This window comes from Rathayibacter sp. VKM Ac-2927 (genome assembly GCF_022815525.1).
GTDB lineage: Bacteria > Actinomycetota > Actinomycetes > Actinomycetales > Microbacteriaceae > Rathayibacter > Rathayibacter festucae.
In genome coordinates this window covers 604,024-623,815 of sequence record NZ_JALGRT010000001.1, presented here as the reverse complement: position 1 = coordinate 623,815, position 19,792 = coordinate 604,024, and the positions used below count along the sequence as shown (strand labels likewise).

The following is a 19,792-nucleotide window of genomic DNA, read 5'->3' as shown; positions in this document are numbered from 1 at the left end:
GCTGATGTTGTGCGGCCGGATCAGCCGCGCGGGGTGGCTCGGCCCAGGATCAGGGCGCCGAGGACCGCGGACAGGACCGTCGGGACGAGCAGCAGGGCGAAGGCGCCCGTGAAGCCGATGGCCTGGAAGGCGAGCCAGACGGAGTCCCAGCTCTCGGTGAGGGTGAGCAGGGCGATCAGGCCGACGATCAGCGCGGCGAGGGCGAGGAAGAAGACGGTCATCCCCGTGGCCCGCCAGCGGACGAAGACCGCGGCGACGGCCGAGCCGGCGAAGAAGAAGAACAGGAAGAGGCTGAAGACCGCGAAGGTCTGGGCGAGCCAGGAGACGTCGCTGTAGGGGGCGGCGCGGAACATGTAGCCGCCGAGCCCCCAGCCGTTCGTCGCCTGCTCGAGCGCGGACATCGTGGAGTAGAGGACGGTCCAGGCGGCGGACATGCCGAAGAAGGTTAGTGCTGTGCCGAGGGAGTAGTCGCGGCGGGTCGAGCCGTAGCCCAGCGCGAGGGCGAAGGTGACGTTGGTGGCCTGGACGGCGACGACCAGCATGTAGATGAAGATGAAGGTCGTGCCGCCGGTGATCTGCACGCCGGAGTCGCCGCCGGCGGCCGGGACGCCGACCATCCGCAGCACGAGCAGCCAGATGATCAGGCTGCCGACGAAGATCGCGCCGAGGATCGCGAGCGGAGTGACGAGCAGCGTCGCCGGGTTCGCGAGGTGCAGGCGGACGATGCTGAGCAGGCGGTGGCGCGCGACGGAGCGCTGCGGGGCGAGGGCGGTCATGAGGCGGCCTTTCCGGTGGTCAGCTGGACGACGAGCTGCTGGAGCGAGACGGGCTCGAGCTCGAGGCCGCGGTGGCGGGCCTCGTCGCGGTCGGCGGTGCCGAGGTGGGGGAGCGTCGCGGTGGCGAGGCCGCCGACTCCGCTCCGGGAGAGGACCTCCCGGCCCTCGGTGAAGGAGTCGACCGCCGCACGGCTGCCGGTGACGGTCGCGGCGGCACCGCGCAGCTCCTCCGTGTCGCTGTCGACGAGCAGGCGGCCGTCGTCGATGACGAGGACGTGCTCGAGGAGGCTGCTGACCTCGTCGATCAGGTGGGTGGAGAGGACGACGGTGCGCGGGTGCTCGCCGAAGTCGGCGAGCAGGCGGTCGTAGAAGAGCTGCCGGGCGACGGCGTCGAGGCCGAGGTACGGCTCGTCGAAGAAGGTCAGCGGGGCGCGGGAGGCGAGGCCGACGATGACGCCGATCGCGGAGAGCTGGCCGCGGCTGAGCTTCTTGACGCGGCGGTCGAGCGGGAGGCGGAAGTCGACGATGAGCTCTTGGGCGAACTCCTCGTCCCAGCCCTCGAAGAACCAGCGGGCGCTGCGGAGGACGTGCGTGACCTTGAAGTCCTCCGGGTACTTCTGGCTCTCCTTGATGAAGCAGGTGCGGGAGAGGACGGCGGCGTTCTCGACGGGTGTCTCGCCGAAGACGCGGATGCTGCCGGTGCTCGCGAACTCCTGGCCGGTGAGCAGCGACATCAGGGTGGTCTTGCCGGCGCCGTTGCGGCCGAGGAGGCCGTGGATCCGGTTCTCCTCGAGGGTGAAGCTGACGTCGGCGACGGCGTGCGTGCTGCCGTAGCGCTTGCTGAGGCCGGCGACCTCGATGACCGCGCTCATCGCGATCCTCCTTCGATGTCGGTGATCATGGCGGTGAGCTGCTCGCGGGTGAGGCCGAGCTTGGCGGCCTCCGCGAGGAGCGGTGCGACGAACTGGTCGCGGAACTGCGTGCGGCGCTTCTCGACCAGGCGGTCGCGCGCTCCCTCGGCGACGAACATGCCGATCCCCCTCTTCTTGTACAGGACGCCCTCGTCGACGAGCAGGTTCACGCCCTTGCCGGCCGTGGCCGGGTTGATGCGGTGGAACGCGGCGAACTCGTTCGTGGACGGGACCTGGTCCTCCTCGGGCAGCGCGCCCGCGATGATGTCGTTCTCGATCTGCTCGGCGATCTGCAGGAAGATCGGGCGGGAGTCGTCCATGGGGCTCCTTCCCTCGGTGTCGGTGGTTCGTGGTGTGTTGGTTCGTTGGTGCAGTAACTAACCAATCATGCAGCTCGTGCCGTGTCAAGAGCGACGGCTCCGGGCGATCGGTACACTGGACGGCACCGGCCTCTGTAGCTCAATGGAAGAGCGACTCCGTCCTAAGGAGCAGGTTGGGGGTTCGAGTCCCTCCAGGGGCACCACTGCTCTTCTCTCCGCGAATCGCGTCCGGTCGTTCGCCGGATCCCGTTCGGCGGCACGGCAGCTGCGTCCGCGGCGCTCTGGTGGCCACGCTCGATCGAGCACTGTGAGGCGGCGTCAGGCGCCAGTCCGGCGATGCTGAGGGAAGCTCGCCTATCGTTGTCCGCAGAGACCTCGGGTTCCTCGGTCAGTGGTGCGCCGTCCGCCGTCAGCGGAGGTGCGGATGCGCTGGACGGGGCGCGGCGGGAGCCGGCCGGTGTGCAGTGGGCGTCTCGCGTTGCTGCGCTCGCCGATCGTCCCGCTCGCGCTCCTCGCGTTCGCGGTCTACTCGGTCTACTCGATCTCCCGGGCCGACCAGCTGCTCACGGCGGGGTACGACCTCGGCATCTTCGACCAGGCGGTGCGGGCGTACTCGCAGTTCCGTCCGCCGCTCTCGCCGCTGAAAGGCGACGACTTCACCCTGCTCGGCGACCATTTCCATCCGATCCTCGTCGTCCTCGCTCCGCTGTACTGGATCTGGGACGACGCGCGGGTGCTGCTCGTGGCGCAGGCCGCGCTGGTGGCCGGCTCCTCCGTCTTCGTCTGGCGCGTCGCGCGCCGGCGCGTGGGAGTGGGGGCGAGCTGCCTGCTGGCCGTGGGCTATCTCCTCGGCCGGCCTTTGCAGTCGCTGGCCGACTTCGACTTCCACGAGGTCGCGTTCGCGGTGCCGGTCCTCGCCTGGGCGGTCGACGCCTTCGACAGGAGGAGTGATCGCCAGCTCGTCGCCGCGTCGGCGGTCCTCCTCCTGATCCGGGAGGACATGGGGGCGGTGGTGCTGATCCTCGGACTGCTGCGAGCGGCGAGGAGACCGAGGATCGTCGGGGTGCTGCTGGCGTGTTCGGGGGCCGCGGCGTTCGCGGTCGTCGTCGGGGTGGTGATCCCTTCGATCGGCGGACGCGGGTACGCCTACTGGGACTACGGAGCGCTCGGAGCAAGCGGGGGCGAGGTCGTCCGGACGATGCTCGAGCGGCCGTGGATGGTGGTCGGGCTCTTCTTCACGCCGATCGTGAAGACGATGACGCTTCTGGGGCTGCTCTCACCCCTCCTCCTGTTTCCGCTGCTCTCGCCGGTGTCGCTGCTCGCGCTGCCGCTCCTGGCCGAGAGGTTCCTCTCCGACCGGCCCGCGCTCTGGACGAGCGGGTTCCACTACGACGCGCCCGTCTGGGTCGTGCTGGTCCTGGGCGCGATCGACGGGGGAGGACGGCTCCTGCGGCGGCTTCCGTCCTCCGAGTGGAGAGCTCGGTCGGCGCTGGTCGTCGGCGCGGTCGTCTTCGCCGTGCCGGTGATCGGGACGATCGTGTGCCTCGACGACGAGGCCTTCCCGCTGGCGCGGATGGTCACCGGCGATACGTGGTCACGGACGGCGCATCGAAGGGATCAGGTCGCCGCGATCGAGAGGGTGCCGGCGAGCACGTGCATCGCGGCCGACGACCGGCTCGTACCCCTGCTGACGTGGAGCAACCGGGTATCGCTGCCCGGCGTACTCAGTCGGCCGCCCGACTTCCTCCTCCTGGACCTGAGCCAGGAGGAAGCGGGGTCGGTGCGCGGGCTGGAGCTGCGGACGACCACGATCCGCGACGACGCGCTGGCGGACGGGTATCGCGTCGTCGCGAGGTTCGGCGAGGTGGAAGTCCTCGAATCGCCTCAGTACCGAGGACCGTCAGCTGAGTGCGCCCGCTGACGCGTGGGTGCAGCTGGGGCTGCCCGCGTCGGGTGAGGCCGATTCGTCGGCAGTCCGGTCACTCGTCGACCTCGTAGTCGGCGATCTGGTCGATCGTCACCCGGTGGTAGGTGTCGAGCTGCTCCTCGACGCCGTCGGGGCAGAATCCGTCGACGACCTCCACCTTCTTCGATCCCAGCTCCCCGAGGTAGCGGACGCAGAGGAGGACACTGGCGGGTCTCGTTGAGAACGGTCCGCTCGACAGCTGGCCGCGGATGGTGATCAGCGCATCTGCGGTGATATCGGCGCTGGCTCCAAAATAATCGAGGCCGGTGATCCAGTTGCCGCCGGATGAGATGGTCGACTCACCCTTCACCCACAGATCCGCTCCACCGTATGCGGATCGAGCTTCGTTCTCCACTTGCTTCTCGACGCCCGACGGCGTGCGCTGTTCGGCGAAGACCTTGCCCATGTACTCGCCCAGCCAGTGCACACGATAGGCGGCGTCGCGATAAACGAAGTCTGCAACCTTCGACGATGTGCAGGCCGACAGGGCCAGAAGAGTGGCGACGCCAATAGCGACGGAGGTGAAGACCCGTCGACCTGATCCCTCAGTTCCGGCCGGGCGCGAAATATAGCTCGTCATTGGTCAACACCTCTGAGCGCTGCGTGCATGACCTGTGCGTAGAGTGCCGCAACCATGCTGTTCCGGTGGAACGACTGCTCTGAGACGCATACGGGAACGTGGGTATGCCTAGTTCGATCCGAGGACCCGGAGTCGTCCGCTACTAGCTGAGAGCGCACCGGGCCACTGGTCGAATTGGGGTCCCCGCTCACTCGTCGACCTCGTAATCGGCCAGTTGGTCGACGGTCACCCGCTGGAAGGAGGGAAGCTTCGTCTCGACTCCGTCAGGACAACGTCCCTCAACGGCACTCACTCTCTTCGAGTTGAATTCGCCGAGGTAATGAACGCAGAGGAAGACGCTGGCGGATTCGGATCCGAAGAACTCATCTGACGACGAAGCCGCGATGGTGATCAGGGCGTCAGCGACGATGTGGGTCTCCGATGAGCCCTGGTCGATGCCTGTGATCCAGTTCCCGCCCCACGCGGCGTGCTGTTCGGTGTCGTCCCAGAGTCGGGCACGGGGGACCTCTGCTTCTGATTCGCGCCTGAGTTGCAGTTCGACGCCAGCGAAGTCGCTCTGTTCGGCGTAGACGTCGCCGAGGTACTCAGCGACGGTATGGACTCGGCGCGCTGCTCTGCCGAAGACGAAGACGTCGATCTCGGTCGGTGCGCAGCCGGCGATGAGGAGCAACACACTCCCGACGGCGGTCGCGCTTGCGATCCTGCGTCGAAGCGGTGCTCTTCGATCCATCGGCCGTGGTACTTCTCGCGTCATCGCCTCCGCGGCGATGTCGTCGACGCCGTCGCCGTCGTGGGTCACGTTCGAGAGCGAGACCTTCGGAGTACCGGCGAAGTCCCAGCCGATGGAGGTCGATCCTGCCGAGGTACTGGCCCAGGGTGGACCGGACGCCCGGCGCGAGGGATGCGAGAGGACGCGCATCGAGATCTCCTGATCGATCGGCCGGCCGAGATGCGGCGATTCGGCAAGGGTCCGGCGCGCGACCAGGGGTACGGAAGGGAACGGGAGAGCGCCTGAGGGGAACTGCAAGAAGCACGGTGCCACGCGGTGGTGTCGCGGGGATCATTCGAGGCGGAAATGCATCACTGTGGCAGTTCGCCGCAGTATTGGCGGATTTCGTCGAATCTGTCGTCCGTCGACGAGATTCAGGGTCTCCCTGCGCGGGCGCTCCTTGCTTCCGGGTCGCGGAGGAGGTGGCGTTGATCGTCGATCGAAATGCACATCGGCTGCCAGAACATTGATCGGCGCCGCTTCTGCGATGATCGGGCACCATCGGATGTACGGTGTCCGCACCACGCAGAGTCCGCTCACAATGCCGTTCGCGCTCGACGCGACGTCGAGCTCCTGGCGGCGTGCGGGCACGATCAAAGTGGCCGAATAGTCACTGGCAGACTTCCGGGAGCTTCGATGTCAATCGCGAAACGAATCATTGCTGTCTTCGGCATAGCAGGCGTTCTCGTGGCGTGTGCCGTTGCCGGTGTTCAGGTCGCCTTTGCCGGCCAGCAGGCGACTGGCGCGCGGTCCAGCGAGACCGTGAATCGCGTACCAAGGGCTGTTGCTGAGGACGAATCGGCTCCTGCTCCGAACGTCGCGCATCCTCCGGCAGCAGCGAGCAGCGCAAGCGCGGAGGACGGCGTGCCCCACTACGACGCCTCCAGTGACATCTCGCTGATCGCCTACCCCACGTCGTTCGACTCCGTCGAACTGGCGGCTGCGCGGGAGTGGGTCGAAGTTCAGTCCGAGACGGCGGGGTGCATGCGCGACAAGGGGTTCGATTACGACTTCGTGCTCTGGTGGGATCGACCGCTCTCTCAGAACGGAGAGGGTCTGCCCTCGTCCGACGAGAAGTACGGCTCGCCGGAATTCGAGGCGCTCTACGGCGATCCGTACGCCTCCGACGACGACGTGAGCAGCGGCGCGGGTTGTCGCGGACAAGTCCTCGCGAGGAGAGACGGGTAGGAAGAGAACATCCGCGACCGGTTTGTGCGATGTCCCGGCAGCCGCGAGCGAAGTGGCGAGGGAGGGGGCTTTCAGCGCAGCGCCTCGCCGTGGAACTCGGCGCGGTACTCCGAGGGGCTCGTGCCGTTGATGGCGCGGAACTGGCGGGAGAAGTAGAAGGCGTCGGAGTAGCCGACGGCGCGGGCGATGTCGGCGATCGAGGCGTCGGTGGTGATCAGGAGCTCGCGGGCGCGGGCGCTGCGCAGGCGCTTGACGTACTCGACGGCGCTCATGCCGGCGGCCTTCTTGAAGAGGGCGGAGAAGTGCGAGGTGCTCATGCCGGCCAGGGTCGCGAGCTCAGTGATGCTGGTGGGGGAGTCGAGGTGCTCGCGGAGGTGGTCCTGGGCCATGCGGATCCGGTCGCCCGACTCGAGGGTGCCGCGGGTGCGGTCGGAGGCGAGCTGGGCCAGGAGGTTCCAGGCGGCGCCGCTCGCGGCGTAGAGGCTCGAGTCGGTCTCGTCGCGCTCGAGGGCGGCGACGGCGTGCTCGATCAGGGTCCTCGCGGAGAAGGCGTCGCGCGCGGTGACGACGGGGGACGTCCGCTCGTGGACGACGGCGGAGATCAGGGCGGCGGCATCGGCGCCGGCGACGTGCAGCCACCAGATCGTCCACGGGTCGTCGAAGTCAGCCCAGTACCGGTGCGGGGTGCCCGCGGCGATGACGGCGACCTCGCCGGGATCGACGCGAACGGTCGAGTCCGCGATCGAGACCCAGCCCCGGCCGGCGGTGCAGAGGATCACCACGGCCTCCCGCGTGCCCTCGGGGCGGCTGCGGCCGTGAGCGGCGGCGTGCGGGAAGTGTCCAGCATCCGTCACCAGCAGACGCTCGGTGATCGGGGCCGCGAGCGCCTCGGCCACCCGCGGTTTCGGGAGGACATGCAGGCGCTGGCCGAGGAAGCCGTCGGGGATCAGCATGTCGACGAGTGTAGGTCAGGCCAGAGAATCGTCCAGCTAATGGCGTCCAACGCTTCATTGGTCGGCGCTGGGCGCGTGCCTAGGCTGGCGCCATGCTCACTGCGGAGTACCCCTCGTCCCCCTACCAGCCGGTGCCGCTCGCGGACCACCTCCCCGAGCGCCTCACCATCACCCTCTGGGACTTCTCCTGGTACGTCCGCACCGGACAGGGCGAGCCCTTCGAGGATCTCGACGCGGCCTTCGCCGGCGCCGTCGAACGGGGGTACAACACCATCCGGATCTGCGCGATGCCGTTCCTGCTGTTCGAGTCCGGTCTCGATACCCGGGAGCTCCGGCTCGGACCGCTCGGCGGCTCCTACGCGCAGCGGGTGCGCTGGTACGACGTGGCCGAGCCGACCGTCATCGACGGTCGCGCCCACCTGCTCGCGCTGTTCGCGGCGGCGAAGCGGCACGGGGTGTTCGTCATCGTCTCGTCCTGGGAGTACCAGCAGTCCTCCTCGTTCGCGCTCGAACGGGACTGGTTCGACGCGCTGATGGCGGTGCCGCCGGAGGACCGCGCCGAGCGGCTCGCCGAGGCGCAGGCCGCGCTCGTCGTCTTCCTCGCCGAGCACGACCTCGACGACCGGATCGCCTTCGTCGAGCTGCACAACGAGGTGCAGGCGGGGCACCTCACCGAGGGGCTCGACTACGACCGCGCCGACCTCGACGCGGCGACGCTCGCTCTCACGCCGCGGCTCACCCGCGGCATCGACCGGTTCCACGAGCTGACCGACGGCGTCCCGTGCTCCGTCAACTACGCGCACGTGCCCGTCGGCGGGATGCGCGGGATTCCGTGGAACTCGGACGTGCTCGTCCTGCACCCCTACATCTACGGGGTGCTCAACGAGTTCATCGCCGAGTTCGCGCTCCGCAGCCCGGTCGAGGAGTTCGAGCAGGACCTCGCCGCCGAGGCCTTTCTGCTCGAGGGCGCGCCGCCCATCGCGGAGTGGACGCTCCCGGCGGAGGACCAGTGGAAGCTGACCGCGACGATCGTCGGCAAGGGCGAGATCTACGCGCACGACTGGGGCGACGCCGAGCAGATCGACCGCTGGCTGTACGAGCGCTACGGCGCGCACCACCTCGAGATGCGCTCGACGCTGAGGATCTGGATCGCCGTCGCCGCCGACCACGCCGCCCTGCGCGGGGTGCCGCTCGTCTTCGGCGAGGGCTGGGTCGGCTACACACCGCTCGAGGGCCGCTTCGAGGAGGGGCCGATCGGCGCCGAGTACTGCCGGCTCGCGATGCGCGAGTCGCGGCGGGTCGGTGCCCGGGGATCGATCGTCTGCTCGAACGGCGCTCCCCAGCACCCGATGTGGGACGACGTCGCCCTGCAGCGCGAGTGCAACGCGATCTTCGCCGCGCCCGCCTAGGCGGATCCGGCGACGGCACGACCGGCACGACCAGCACGACAGAAGGACCGGCACCACAGCACAGCACGGCCCCCCCCCCCGGCATCACGGAGTCAAGGAGGACACCATGACCAACGAACAGCGATTCCCGAACCTCACCCGACGAGGCTTCCTGTACGGCGCGACCGCGCTCGGCAGCACCGCGCTCCTCACCGGCTGCATGGGCGGCGGCGGGGGTGGCGGCGGCGCGGGCGGCGGCGGGATCGTCCTGCAGTCCTCCCTCTCCGACCCGGCTCCGAAGGCGGCCCTCGAGGCGCTCGTGAAGAGCTACTCGAGTGGCTCCGTCACCCTCAACACCGTGGCGATCGAGCAGTTCCGCGCGCAGCTCTCCACCTACCTGACCTCGGGCAACCCGCCGGACGTGCTCACCTGGTACGCCGGCTCCGTCGCCCGCGACTACGCCGCGCAGGACCTGCTGCTCGACCTCTCCGACCTCTGGACCGGCGACGGCGCCGCGGCCGGCTACTCCGCCGCCCTCAAGGACCTCTCGACCGACGCGAGCGGGAAGCAGATCTTCCTGCCGACGAACTACTACTGGTGGGGCGTCTTCTACCGCAAATCGGCCTTCGAGGAGTGGGGCGTGGAGGTGCCCACCACCTGGGACGAGTTCATGGCCCTCTGCGAGACGCTGCAGGGCCAGGGGATCGTGCCGCTCTCCAACGGCATCGGCTCCACGCCGTGGATGGCGTCCGGCTGGTTCGACATCCTCAACCTCCGCGTGAACGGCGCGGATTACCACAAGGAGCTCCTGGCCGGGAAGTCGTCGTTCGACTCGACCGAGGTGAAGAACGTCATGAAGTACTACGCCGACATCGTGCCGTTCATGGATCCGAACGCCCCCTCCTACGCCTGGCAGGACGCGGTCACGCCGCTGGTGCAGAAGAAGAACGCGATGTACCTCGTCGGCGCCTTCATCAGCCAGAACATGCCGGAGGGCGAGGGCGACGACCTCGACTTCTTCTCCGTCCCGGTGATCGACGCGAGCATCCCGACGGCGGAGGAGGCGCCGACCGACGGCTACTTCGCCAGCGCGAAGACCAAGGACGCGGACGCCACCAAGGCGTTCCTCTCCTACCTCGCGGGGGCCGAGAGCCAGTCCGCGTACATCGCGGCCTCGCAGTCGTCGAACCTGCCGACCTCGCCCGACGTCGACACCTCGGTGTTCTCGCCGCTGGTGCAGAAGGGCGTCGCGCTGCTGGCCGGCACCGAGCAGATCACCCAGTTCTTCAACCGCGACTCCTCCGACGACCTGCAGACCACGGCCGACGCGGCGCTCACCAAGTTCATCGCCCAGCCCGGCGAGGTCGACAGCATCCTGAAGGAGTGGCAGACGGCGGCCGACAAGGTCTTCAACCCGTGACCGGGACGACCAGGGCGGCCGCCGTGGAGCGGCCGCCCGCCCCTTCGCCGGGGACGCCGCCGGGGCCGAAGGCCCGCCCGCTGGTCCGCTCGGGGAAGGGGCGCCGGATCACCCGGGTGCCCGCGGTGGTCTGGCTCTTCCTGCTCATCCCGCTCGCGGTCGAGCTGGCCTGGGTCTTCTGGCCGGCGATCAACTCCTTCTACCTCTCGCTCACCCGGTGGAACGGGATCGGCGAGCCCGAGTTCATCGGCCTCGAGAACTTCACCGACCTCGGCTCCGACCCGATCTTCGCGACCGCGCTGGTCAACAACGTCATCTGGGTGGTCGGCTTCGGCGGGCTCTCCGTGGCGATCGGGCTGGCGCTCGCCGTCGCGCTGAACAAGCCGCGGCGGGGCGTCGGGATCTACCGCAGTGCGATCTATCTGCCCATGGTCTTCTCGCTCGCGGTGACCGGCCTGTTCTGGCGGGTGATCTACCAGCCGGACGGCGTCGTCAACAGCTTCCTCGGCGGGATCGGCCTGGGCGACCTCGAGCGGCAGTGGCTCGCGGACCCGACGCTCGCGCTCTACGCGGTGCTGGTCGCCGCGGTCTGGCGGCAGTGCGGCTACATCATGGTGCTGTACCTGGCCGGGCTGAAGGGCGTGGACCCGAGTCTCGAGGAGGCCGCCCAGGTCGACGGCGCCTCGCGGACGCAGCGCTTCTGGCGGATCGTGATGCCGCAGCTGAAGGGCGTGAACGGCGTCGTCTTCGCGGTCACCGTGATCGACTCGCTGCGCACCTTCGACATCGTCTGGGCGATGACCCGCGGCGGTCCGTACAACTCGACGCAGCTGCTCTCGACCTACATGTTCCAGGAGAGCTTCACCGTGCTGAACCTCGGCTACGGCTCCGCGATCGCGGTCGTCATCTTCCTGCTCGCGATCGTCTTCATCATCAGCTATCTCGTGCGCGCCACGAAGGAGGAGGACTGAGATGGCCGTCATCGCTCCGGTCGGGCCCGGCCTCGCCGCGCCGACCCTCCCTCGCCGCCGGGTGAAGGGCTCGTGGATCTTCCACGCGATCATGGCGCCGGTCGCGCTGCTCTGGGTGCTGCCGATGCTGTTCGTGCTCTTCGTGGCCGTCCGCAGCTTCGACGACATCACCGGCAACGGACTCGGCGCGCTGCCGGCGAGCTTCACCTTCGACGGCTTCGTCACGGTGTTCACGGCCGGGCTGGTCGGCGAGGCGCTGGTGAACAGCCTGATCGTCACGGTCTTCACCGTGTTCCTCTCGCTGCTGCTCGCCTCCTGGGCGGCGTTCGCGCTCAGCCGCTTCCACATTCCGTTCCGCCGGGGGATCCTGCTGCTGATGCTGGCCGGCAACCTGCTGCCGCCGCAGATCCTGCTGATCCCGGTCTCGCGGATCACCGAGAGCCTCGGCATCTACGACACGCTCTTCGCGCTGATCGTGGTGCAGGTCGGCTTCGGGCTCGGCTTCTACACCTTCGTGCTGCACGGCTTCATGCGGTCGATCCCGGCCGAGATCTTCGAGGCCGCCCAGGTCGACGGTGCGGGGGTGCTGCGCACCTACTGGCGGATCCTACTGCCGCTGTGCCGGCCGTCGCTCGCGGCGCTCGGCGCTCTCGCGACGACCTGGATCTGGAACGACCTGATCTGGGCGGTGACCGTGCTGCGGACCGAGACGAACTTCCCGATCACGGCGGCGCTGCTGAACATCCAGGGCGGTTACGTGAGTCAGTGGAACGTGGTCGCCTCGGGGGCGGTGGTCGCGGCGATCCCGACCGCGATCGTGTTCTTCGCGTTCCAGAAGCAGTTCGTCTCGGGGCTGATGGTGGGCTCGAGCAAGTAGGGGGATGCACGAGGAGAGGGCCGGCTGTTCGCAGCCGGCCCTCTCCTCGTGTGCGCGGTGTGCGCGGCGCGTGACGCTCCCGCCCCGCTCAGTCGCGGTGGAAGAGCAGCAGCGCGGGCAGGCTCGTGGCGAAGTAGTCGGTGGAGCCGTCCTCGAGCGTCGCCTGCGGGGCGTCGAAGCGGGGACGCGCCTCGCCGAGCGTCGACGGCGGCGTCGCCGGCTCGAGGCCGAGCGCGGCGCGGGCCGCGTCCCAGGCCGCGAGGGTGCGGCCCTCGCCGCCCTCCCACGGCTGGAAGCGGCGCGACTCGAGGAGCGACAGCGCCTCCTGCGCGCGTCCCGCGGCGATAAGCAGTCCGGCGTACTCGACGGTCAGGTCGTCGCGGGAGAGCGTGAGGTCGTGCTCGTCCTCGAGGCGCTCCAGGCGGTCGGCGGCGGAGTGGCCCAGGCGGTCGGCGAGCTGGTCGAGCTCGTAGAGCAGGCGGGCGTCGCGCGGGGCGAGCTCGCGGGCGCGGAGGTAGTGCGCCCAGGCGGCGTCGTCGTCGGCCTCGTCGTTGTAGGCGGCGAGGCCCGCGTTGCGGTGGGTCACGGCGTCGGCGCCGCCGTCCGCGATCGCGCGGCGCCAGTGCTCGGCGGCCTCGGCGCGGCGGCCGGTGTCGTAGAGGAGCATGCCGAGCAGCGACCGCGCGGTGCTGTCGGCGGGGTCCGCCGCGACCGCGGCGGTCAGCGCGTCGTGCGCGTCGAGGCCGGCGGGGAAGGCGCGGGTGAGATCGAGCGCGCGAGTGTCGACGGGCTCGCCGAGCCGGGCCAGGAGGTAGGCGGCGATCGGCGCGGCGTTGCCCGCTCCCGAGGTGCCGGCGTTCCCGCCGGCGACGGCGCGGAGCAGTCGGCGGGCCTCGCCGGTCTCGCCGAACGAGGCGAGGTCGAGCGCGACGTCGATGCTCTCGTGCGCGTCGGCGGGGTCGGTGCCGGTGAGCGTGCGGGCGAGCTGGTCGAGCGGATCCAGGCGCAGGGTCTCGTGGAGGGACCGCTCGGCCTCGCCGACGCGGCCGAGCGCGCGGAGGCAGACCGCGCGCAGGGCACGGGCGCGGAGGTCGTCGGTGTCGAGGCGCAGCGAGGTGGCGAGGTCCTCCAGCGCCGCGGCGTGGTCGCCGGCGGCAGCGGAGAGCCTCGCGCTCTCGAACAGGGCGGCGTGCGCCCACTTCCCGTCCCAGGCGGCCTTGCCGAACGCGGCGGCGGCCTCGGTCGTGCGGCCGAGGCGGCGCAGGATCAGCCCGCGCAGGTAGAAGGCCTCGGTGTCGGCGGGGTTGCCGTTGCGGGCGGTGAGGCGGCGGATCGCGGAGTCGGCGTGGGCGAGCGCGTCGGCGTACTCGCCGCGGCGGTAGGCGTGGTCGGCGAGGGCGAGGTGCACTCGCGCGTCGCCGGGATCGCGGCGCAGCGCCTCCTCCCAGTAGGGCAGCGGCGAGCGGGTCGGGTGCCGGTACTGCGCGAGGTGGACGCCGACGAGGTACAGCTCGTCGACGGAGGCGGTCTCGGCGGGTGGCAGCGGCTCGGTCGCGATCTCCGGCTCGGCGTCGTCGAACCCGGCGGGCACCTCGTAGTCGAGGAGGGTCGAGCCGTGCGCGACGACCGTGATGCGCAGACCCTCCGGGCCGGTGCGGGTGGTCGGCAGGTCGGCGAGCAGCGGCTGCCCGGGCTCGAGGTCGACGGTCCACTCGTGCAGGACGGCGCCGTCGGCGCGCAGCGTCACGGTCGCTCCGGGGAAGCGGCGGGTCGTCGCGACGCCCACGCGGACGCTCCCGGCCGCGACGTCGAGGTGCACGGCCGCGTCGCGGGTCGCCTGGTGCGCCACTCCGATGCCGCTGATCGGGTACCAGTACTGCGAGAAGGTCTTGGTCTCGCCGGGCATCAGCCAGGAGAAGTCGGGCTGGTTGTCGGTGTAGACGCCGGCCATCAGCTCGACGTAGGGGCCGTCGGCGTCGGTGAGCTGGGCGTCCCAGGCGTGCCCGAACGGGGCGTCGCCCCAGGTCCACTGCTTCTTGCCGGGGGCGAAGCGGCGGTCGGCCCAGTGCACGAAGCCGGCGCCGGCGCGGTGGTCGTAGCCGCCGAAGAAGGAGTCGTCGGTGCGGACGACCATGTACGAGGTGGGGACCGGGATGTTGCGGTACCAGTCGATCCGGTCGGCGGGCGGGCCGTCCGGCGTCGGTCCGTCGCCGCGCTCGGCCGCGAGGGCGGGGTAGTCGACGCCGTAGTAGGGGCGGTCGGCCGCCGGGAAGGCGGTGATGGCGCGGCGGGCGTGGTCGGCGACGTAGCGGACGTCGCGCGGGAAGAACGACTGGTAGTCGTCGTGCACCCGGGCCGCGACGTTCGCCCACCAGAGGAAGGTGTGCCGCTCGCTGGTGCGGTTGTGCAGGCGCACGTCGAGCTCGACGAGGCTCGAGCCGGGGCGCAGGCGGACGCCGTGCAGGCCCTTCATCCGGCTGAACGGGTCGTGGTCGCTGCACCAGACGACGACCGAGCCGTCGTCGGCGCGCTCGAGGCTCCAGCCGGTGGGCAGGTAGGTGCCGGGGCGGTGGTGCTGCGGCCAGTTGAACTCGACGCCGCCGCTGATCCACGGGCCGGCCAGGCCGACGAGCGCCGGCTTGATGACGGTGTTGCGGTAGAAGAAGTCGTAGCCGGTGGTCTTGTCGTAGCCGGAGTAGATCCGGCCGCCGAGCTCGGGCAGGACGACGACCTGGACGAACTCGTTCTCGAGGACGACGACGCGCCACTCCTGGTCGACGGCCTCGGAGGCGATCCGGTCGATGAAGGGCAGCGGATACACCCGCCCGCTCGAGCCCTGGTAGACGCGGCGGTCGAGGAACATCGGCAGCTGCACCGGCTCCTCGGGGGTGTAGGTCGGGAGGGTGATCGTCGTCTCCCAGACGGCTGCCGCGCCCTGCGCGAGGAGGTCGGCCGCCGCCGGCGGGGGCGCGATGAGCTGCGAGGCTTCTGCGATGACTGCCATGGGACGAGGGTACGGAGCGCGGCGCGCGTGGAGGAATGGGCGATCTGCCGCGTCACCTGGACGATTCGCGGGCGATCGATCCTCTTTCTGACTGCTCCACCGGGTATTCCATGCGGCGGCCTGAACGAACCTGCTCAGTCCGCATCGATTCCCCATCGGAACTCGGCGCACTCGCCCGGCTCCAGCCAGCGGAGTCCCTCGCCCGAGTTCAGGGCGTCGGGCGGGGCGGTCATCGGCTCGATCGCGATCGCGGGCGGGCGCCGGTCGCGGTCGATGTAGAGCTGCAGGACGGTGAAGGACGCGTCCGCCCAGAGCGCGGTGCGGCCGTGGCCCGGGGCGCTGAGCTCGGCGCGGACCGTGCCGTCGGGGTCACGGTCGAGAGCGGTGAAGCTCGCGTGCCAGGGTGCGTCGCGCTCCGGGACGCCGGCGCGGAGATCGAAGGGCGTGCCCGCGACCGGGAGGCGCTCGCCGGTGGGGAGGTGGCGCTCGTCGAGGACGAGGCGCTCGCGGGCGGGGAGATGGAGGCGCGGCTCGGTCGCGTCGCCGACGCGGAGGTAGGGGTGGACGCCGAGCGCGACCGGGGCGCGCCGGTCCGACTCGTTGACGAGGACGTGGCGGGCGTCGATCCCGGCGGGGCGCAGCCGGTAGCGGACGCTGGTGGTGAGGGTGAAGGGGTAGCCGGGCGGGGAGTCGAGGCGGGCGTGCAGGACGACGCTGTCGGCGGTGCGCTCGCCGACGCGGTAGCGGGTCGTGGCGAGCAGGCCGTGGTTGGCCGAGTGCGTCGCCGGGTCGGTGATCGCGAGCTGCTGGACGGCGCCGTCGAGGAGCCAGCGGCCGTCGCGGACCCGGTTCGGCCAGGGGGCGAGCACCGCGCCCGCGGCGCCGGGCGGCTGGTCGCCGTCGTAAGGCTCGACGAGGGCGCGGCCGCGCACCACGAGGGTCCGGATGCTCGCGGCGACGGGGTTGATCGAGGCGCGGACGGAGCCGTCGGCGCTGACGAGCTCGATGTCGGGCATTCAGACGGCTCCGATCGGGTGCTCGAGAGAGCGCGCGGAGGGCATGCTCGCGAGTGTACGGGCGGCTCGCTCGGCGGGGTGGATCCCGGTGCGCCGAGCGCCTGCGTCTTTCGCAAGCACGGTGAGAGTCGTCCCGGTCCGCTTTCGGTGAAGAGAGCCTTCGTCCCGCGCACTGTTTCGCGCCAGAGCGGTCGAATCACTTGTCCAGGAGCGCGCATTGCAGTTTCATACCCGTATGGCGTCCGCAATGGAGATGGACGCGCTCATAGATGGAGTGACTGACATGAAGAATTCGACGAAAGCACTTGCGACCGGCGCTCTCGTGGCCGCACTGATGGTCGGAGCGACCGGCACTGCGTACGCCGGGACGCAGGACAGTACGTTCAACGAGACTCTGCCGACCTTCCAGATGCCCGGCTGGACGGACGACCAGCACAAGGAGATCTCGAACCGAGACGGACACGTCAGGGTCGGTTCCGTGGGGAGCGATTACGTAGTGGACGTCGAGATGTGCCAGAGCGTACTGCTGGTCTGCGGAACGAAGAGATTCGGGCTGAACGACAGGAGTACTGCCGACCTGCCGAACGGATTCGCCGCCGGTTCGAAGGTGAGGCTGCAGATGCGGGTGGGCGGCGGCGGCAACGTCGTGAAGGTGCAGGTGCAGGGGACGTGGCGAAGCAATTGATGCTTCGTCACGCTCGTGCTCGTCTCCGAGCACGCGATTCGAGCCCGATCGCGGCAGCTGAAAGAGGGTGGGGATACATATGGTCTTCGTCGGTCGCTCCCGTCGAGATCTGACGACGGCGATCAGACGGGAGCTTGTCCGAGGGCGATCTCCGTGGACTCTCTGCGCCGCAGCGGGGATAGTTCTCCTGCCGACTCTGCAAGGAGTCACCGAGACCGCCAACGCGCTTTTCCGAGACGAGGGCGACGTCCTGGTCTCTCTTCTCAATTCGCCCTTGGTCTATGTGTTCCCGTTGCTCGTCGCGCTAGTAGGCTCGCGTTCTCTTGCAGACGATATCGCGCGAAGATCGTTCGTGAACGAGCGGTACCGGCAGCCTTTCTCGGCGCTGCTGTCGGCGAAGATCGTTGCCGCTGCACTCGCTTCGGCGACGGTGTTCTTCCTGCTCGGAGGAATCGCCACCCTCATCGCAGCGGTCGTCTGGCCACTGATCGGGGATCCGGCGATCGATCCCTCTGGCTACCACCCTCTTGTGCCGTTCGAGCAACGGTTCACTTTCGCCGATCTCAGCGGTGGGAGCGTTCTGGTCTTCGGGCTGCTGATGTCGCTCTGGTTCGCTTTCGCGGCGGCGGTCTACTCGGTGCTCACGTCGGCGAGTCTGGTCCTCGTCCCGAACAGAGCCGTCGCCCTGCTTCTGCCGTTCGCGGCGTATTTTGCGATGACCGTCGTACTCTCCGTTCTCCACGAGCCGGCGTTGACGCCGCTGTACTCCGTCTTCCCCGCGGGTCTTCAGCAGTCTCCGTGGCTGGTCGCAGCGTCTCCGACGCTCGTCACGGCTGCAGTCGCGGCCGCGCTCTGGCTGTTCATCGTGCGGCGCCCGAGCGAGAGCAGGCACCTCCTGTGACGGGGCAGAGACTCACCGCGCTGGTCTTCCTGGCGCTCACCGGCGCCTATGCCCTGCACTCGCGCGTCTTCGAGGAGACAGCTACCGGTCGATCGCTGGGCGTCTGGGACCTCCTCATGGACCTGGCCGGCAATCCGTACTACCTCGGCTTCGTCGTCGTTCCGCTGTGGCTGGTGCTGTCGGCGCTGCGGGCGACCCGGACCGCCTCGCCCGGAGCGCTGCTCCGCCACGGGTCGCTCCTCCGAGCCTGGGGCGGGACCCTCACGGGCCTGGCGACGCTGTACGCGAAGGCGGCGGCGGCTGCCCTCGCCGTCTGCCTCGTCTGCGGTGCGGGTCTGCAGCCGACGTCGTTCGCGCCTCCGGAGAGCGTCGCCGCCGTCTTCCGAGCGCACGGCTTCGCTCCGGTCGCGGCCTTGATCGCGCAGGTCGGCCTCCTCGGAGCGTCGCTCTGCGCGACGGCCGCTGTCGTGGTGTCCGTCCGCCTGCTCTCCGGCAGGGCCGCCGCTGCCTGGGCGTCGGCCGGCGGGCTCTTCCTCTGGGTCGTCCTCTCGGTGCTCGCTGTCGTTCCGCCGAGTGCGCCCCTCAGCGCGGCCGCCTTCCTCGACGTGGCGGTCGGACTGGAGAGGACCTCCCTTGTCGGGACGGCATCGAGGTCGATGATCGTCCTCCTCGGCGTCGGACTGGTGGTGCGGCTCGCCGCGCGGGCCTCGAGCCATGCGGACCGGGTCGCCGTCTCCGCTCTCCTGGCCGTCTCGGCGCTGCTCGTCCTCTTCTCCTTCCTCGAGGCGTCCGCCGGCCGGGACCTGCTCGAGGTCGCTGGTCTCCTGGTGCCGAGTCCGCTCGGATCGATCGCGGAGTCGATGCAGTACCTGCTCGTCTTCCTCCCGTTCCTCCTGGCCGGCATGATCGGCCGGGGGTCGCCTACACCTCAGCGCGAGCATCACGAGCTCATCAGAGTCGGGAGCCGGGCGGCCCGGCTACGGCGCGAGGTCGTCCGGAACTCGGCCGGTTCGTTCGCGGCGTGGACGGTCGCGGCTCTGCTCGTGCTCGCCGGCGTCCTCTGCGCGGCCCGGGGAATCGTCCCGCCCTCGCCGGAGTGGATCGCGGCGGCGGGTGTGGTCGCCGCGGGAGGAGTGTGCGCGGCCCTGTACTGCAGCGTCGGGGTCGTCCTGCGCTGCTCGCTCTCGAGTGTTCAGCCGAGGTTCGTCGCCGTGTGCCTCTTCGCCGTCGCCGTCGTCCTGTCCCGCTCGATCTCCCCTCACAACCCGTTCCTCCTCGGCGGACTCGCCGACGACGGCCTGGGCGATGACCGGATCCCTCTGCGGATCGCCGTCCTCGTGGCGTCCCTGCTCGCCCTGTTGCCGCTGGGAAGCGTCGGCTTCCTCGCCCGCACTGCACGAAGAAAGGTCGTGGTCCGGTGGATGTGATCACCCTCGCCGAGGTCGGCAAGAGCTTCGGCCGGAAGGAGATCCTGCGGGACGTGTCCCTCCGGATCGAGGACGGGCGGACCTACGGCCTCGTCGGACCGAACGGCGCCGGCAAATCGGTGCTGCTGCTCCTGATGTGCGGTCTGCTGCGACCCTCGAGCGGCACCGTGGCGATCGATCCGGCCTACCTCTCCCGGGGTCGGGACTACCCCGATCGATTCGGCGTCTCGATCAACGGCCCGGGCTACCTGGCCGGCAGGAGCGCTCGCCAGAACCTCGCCGACCTCGCCGCCATCCGCAAGCAGGTGGGCGAGGACCGCATCGACGAGGTCCTCGAGCAGGTCGGTCTCTCGCCGACGTCGCCGCTGAAGGCGCGGAACTTCTCGCTGGGCATGCTGCAGAAGCTCTCGCTCGCGCAGGCGCTGCTCGAGCACCCCGCCGTCCTCCTGCTCGACGAGCCGTTCAACGCCCTGGACGCGGAATCGGTCGAGCGCCTGCGCGAGATCCTCGTCGCCGAGAAGGCGAAGGGCACGACCATCGTGTTCACCAGTCATCGCGACAGCGACATCGAGATGCTCAGCGATGAGGTGCTGAGGGTCGAGGGCGGCCGGGTGACGAACGGCTGACGACCGTCCGATCG

18 protein-coding genes and 1 tRNA gene are annotated in these 19,792 nt (G+C 69.7%); 11 read left to right on the top strand and 8 right to left on the bottom strand.

Annotated elements, in window-relative coordinates:
• Window positions 1-20 precede the first annotated feature (20 nt).
• From MT353_RS02895 to MT353_RS02885, 3 genes are read right to left on the bottom strand one after another with little or no spacing between them, the layout of a single operon-like run.
• Window positions 21-776, bottom strand: a complete 756-nt coding sequence (locus MT353_RS02895) for an ABC transporter permease (RefSeq protein ID WP_243598748.1) — start codon at window positions 774-776, stop codon at window positions 21-23.
• Entirely contained in the window at window positions 773-1,648 is an 876-nt protein-coding gene (locus MT353_RS02890) for an ABC transporter ATP-binding protein (protein ID WP_243598749.1), read from the bottom strand. Before MT353_RS02890 ends, MT353_RS02895 begins: the two co-directional genes overlap by 4 nt.
• A complete protein-coding gene (locus MT353_RS02885) occupies window positions 1,645-2,007 on the bottom strand; it encodes a GntR family transcriptional regulator (protein ID WP_123445182.1) in 363 nt (120 codons plus the stop codon). Before MT353_RS02885 ends, MT353_RS02890 begins: the two co-directional genes overlap by 4 nt.
• Before the next feature lie 128 nt (window positions 2,008-2,135).
• Between MT353_RS02885 and MT353_RS02880 the strand changes: the two genes are divergently transcribed.
• Both MT353_RS02880 and MT353_RS02875 read left to right on the top strand, forming a co-directional pair.
• Window positions 2,136-2,210: transfer RNA gene (locus MT353_RS02880), tRNA-Arg, on the top strand.
• A 254-nt stretch (window positions 2,211-2,464) separates the two neighbouring features.
• A complete protein-coding gene (locus MT353_RS02875) occupies window positions 2,465-3,928 on the top strand; it encodes a DUF2079 domain-containing protein (RefSeq protein WP_243623575.1) in 1,464 nt (487 codons plus the stop codon).
• Window positions 3,929-3,986: 58 nt separating this feature from the next.
• On the opposite strand, the gene MT353_RS02870 is transcribed toward MT353_RS02875, so the two are convergent.
• Together MT353_RS02870 and MT353_RS02865 are read right to left on the bottom strand one after the other, a co-directional pair.
• Entirely contained in the window at window positions 3,987-4,553 is a 567-nt protein-coding gene (locus tag MT353_RS02870) for a hypothetical protein (RefSeq protein WP_243598751.1), read from the bottom strand.
• A gap of 187 nt (window positions 4,554-4,740) precedes the next feature.
• On the bottom strand, window positions 4,741-5,472 hold the full coding sequence (locus tag MT353_RS02865) for a hypothetical protein (RefSeq protein WP_243598752.1): 732 nt from the start codon (window positions 5,470-5,472) through the stop codon (window positions 4,741-4,743).
• A 486-nt stretch (window positions 5,473-5,958) separates the two neighbouring features.
• On the opposite strand from MT353_RS02865, the gene MT353_RS02860 reads away from it, so the two are divergent.
• Window positions 5,959-6,510, top strand: a complete 552-nt coding sequence (locus MT353_RS02860) for a hypothetical protein (RefSeq protein ID WP_243598753.1) — start codon at window positions 5,959-5,961, stop codon at window positions 6,508-6,510.
• A 71-nt stretch (window positions 6,511-6,581) separates the two neighbouring features.
• Here MT353_RS02860 and MT353_RS02855 read toward each other — a convergent pair whose 3' ends face one another.
• Complete coding sequence (locus tag MT353_RS02855) at window positions 6,582-7,463, bottom strand: AraC family transcriptional regulator (RefSeq protein WP_243623574.1); 882 nt, start codon at window positions 7,461-7,463, stop codon at window positions 6,582-6,584.
• Window positions 7,464-7,555: 92 nt separating this feature from the next.
• Here MT353_RS02855 and MT353_RS02850 point away from each other — a divergent pair, with 92 nt between their 5' ends.
• The 4 genes from MT353_RS02850 (at window position 7,556) to MT353_RS02835 (ending at window position 12,119) form a co-directional block, all read left to right on the top strand.
• Entirely contained in the window at window positions 7,556-8,872 is a 1,317-nt protein-coding gene (locus MT353_RS02850; RefSeq protein WP_243623573.1) for a cellulase-like family protein, read from the top strand.
• 106 nt (window positions 8,873-8,978) lie between these two features.
• Window positions 8,979-10,271 (top strand): ABC transporter substrate-binding protein, encoded by a 1,293-nt coding sequence (locus tag MT353_RS02845; RefSeq protein ID WP_123445191.1) that lies wholly within the window; start codon window positions 8,979-8,981, stop codon window positions 10,269-10,271.
• Window positions 10,268-11,242, top strand: a complete 975-nt coding sequence (locus tag MT353_RS02840) for a carbohydrate ABC transporter permease (protein ID WP_243623572.1) — start codon at window positions 10,268-10,270, stop codon at window positions 11,240-11,242. The genes MT353_RS02845 and MT353_RS02840 overlap by 4 nt, the downstream gene beginning before the upstream one ends.
• A 1-nt stretch (window position 11,243) precedes the next feature.
• On the top strand, window positions 11,244-12,119 hold the full coding sequence (locus MT353_RS02835) for a carbohydrate ABC transporter permease (protein WP_243623571.1): 876 nt from the start codon (window positions 11,244-11,246) through the stop codon (window positions 12,117-12,119).
• 88 nt (window positions 12,120-12,207) lie between these two features.
• On the opposite strand, the gene MT353_RS02830 is transcribed toward MT353_RS02835, so the two are convergent.
• Both MT353_RS02830 and MT353_RS02825 read right to left on the bottom strand, forming a co-directional pair.
• Window positions 12,208-15,123: a DUF5107 domain-containing protein gene (locus MT353_RS02830; protein ID WP_243623570.1), complete on the bottom strand. Its 2,916-nt coding sequence runs from the start codon at window positions 15,121-15,123 to the stop codon at window positions 12,208-12,210.
• A gap of 134 nt (window positions 15,124-15,257) precedes the next feature.
• Window positions 15,258-16,139 carry a galactose mutarotase gene (locus MT353_RS02825; RefSeq protein WP_243623569.1) on the bottom strand — a complete coding sequence of 294 codons (882 nt, stop codon included), beginning with the start codon at window positions 16,137-16,139 and terminating at the stop codon, window positions 15,258-15,260.
• A 235-nt stretch (window positions 16,140-16,374) separates the two neighbouring features.
• On the opposite strand from MT353_RS02825, the gene MT353_RS02820 reads away from it, so the two are divergent.
• From MT353_RS02820 to MT353_RS02805, 4 genes are all read left to right on the top strand, one after another.
• Window positions 16,375-16,824 carry a hypothetical protein gene (locus MT353_RS02820; protein ID WP_243623568.1) on the top strand — a complete coding sequence of 150 codons (450 nt, stop codon included), beginning with the start codon at window positions 16,375-16,377 and terminating at the stop codon, window positions 16,822-16,824.
• 79 nt (window positions 16,825-16,903) lie between these two features.
• A complete protein-coding gene (locus MT353_RS02815) occupies window positions 16,904-17,725 on the top strand; it encodes a hypothetical protein (protein WP_243598760.1) in 822 nt (273 codons plus the stop codon).
• Complete coding sequence (locus MT353_RS02810) at window positions 17,722-19,152, top strand: hypothetical protein (RefSeq protein ID WP_243623567.1); 1,431 nt, start codon at window positions 17,722-17,724, stop codon at window positions 19,150-19,152. The genes MT353_RS02815 and MT353_RS02810 overlap by 4 nt, the downstream gene beginning before the upstream one ends.
• A complete protein-coding gene (locus MT353_RS02805) occupies window positions 19,143-19,778 on the top strand; it encodes an ATP-binding cassette domain-containing protein (protein ID WP_133960526.1) in 636 nt (211 codons plus the stop codon). Before MT353_RS02810 ends, MT353_RS02805 begins: the two co-directional genes overlap by 10 nt.
• Window positions 19,779-19,792 lie beyond the last annotated feature (14 nt).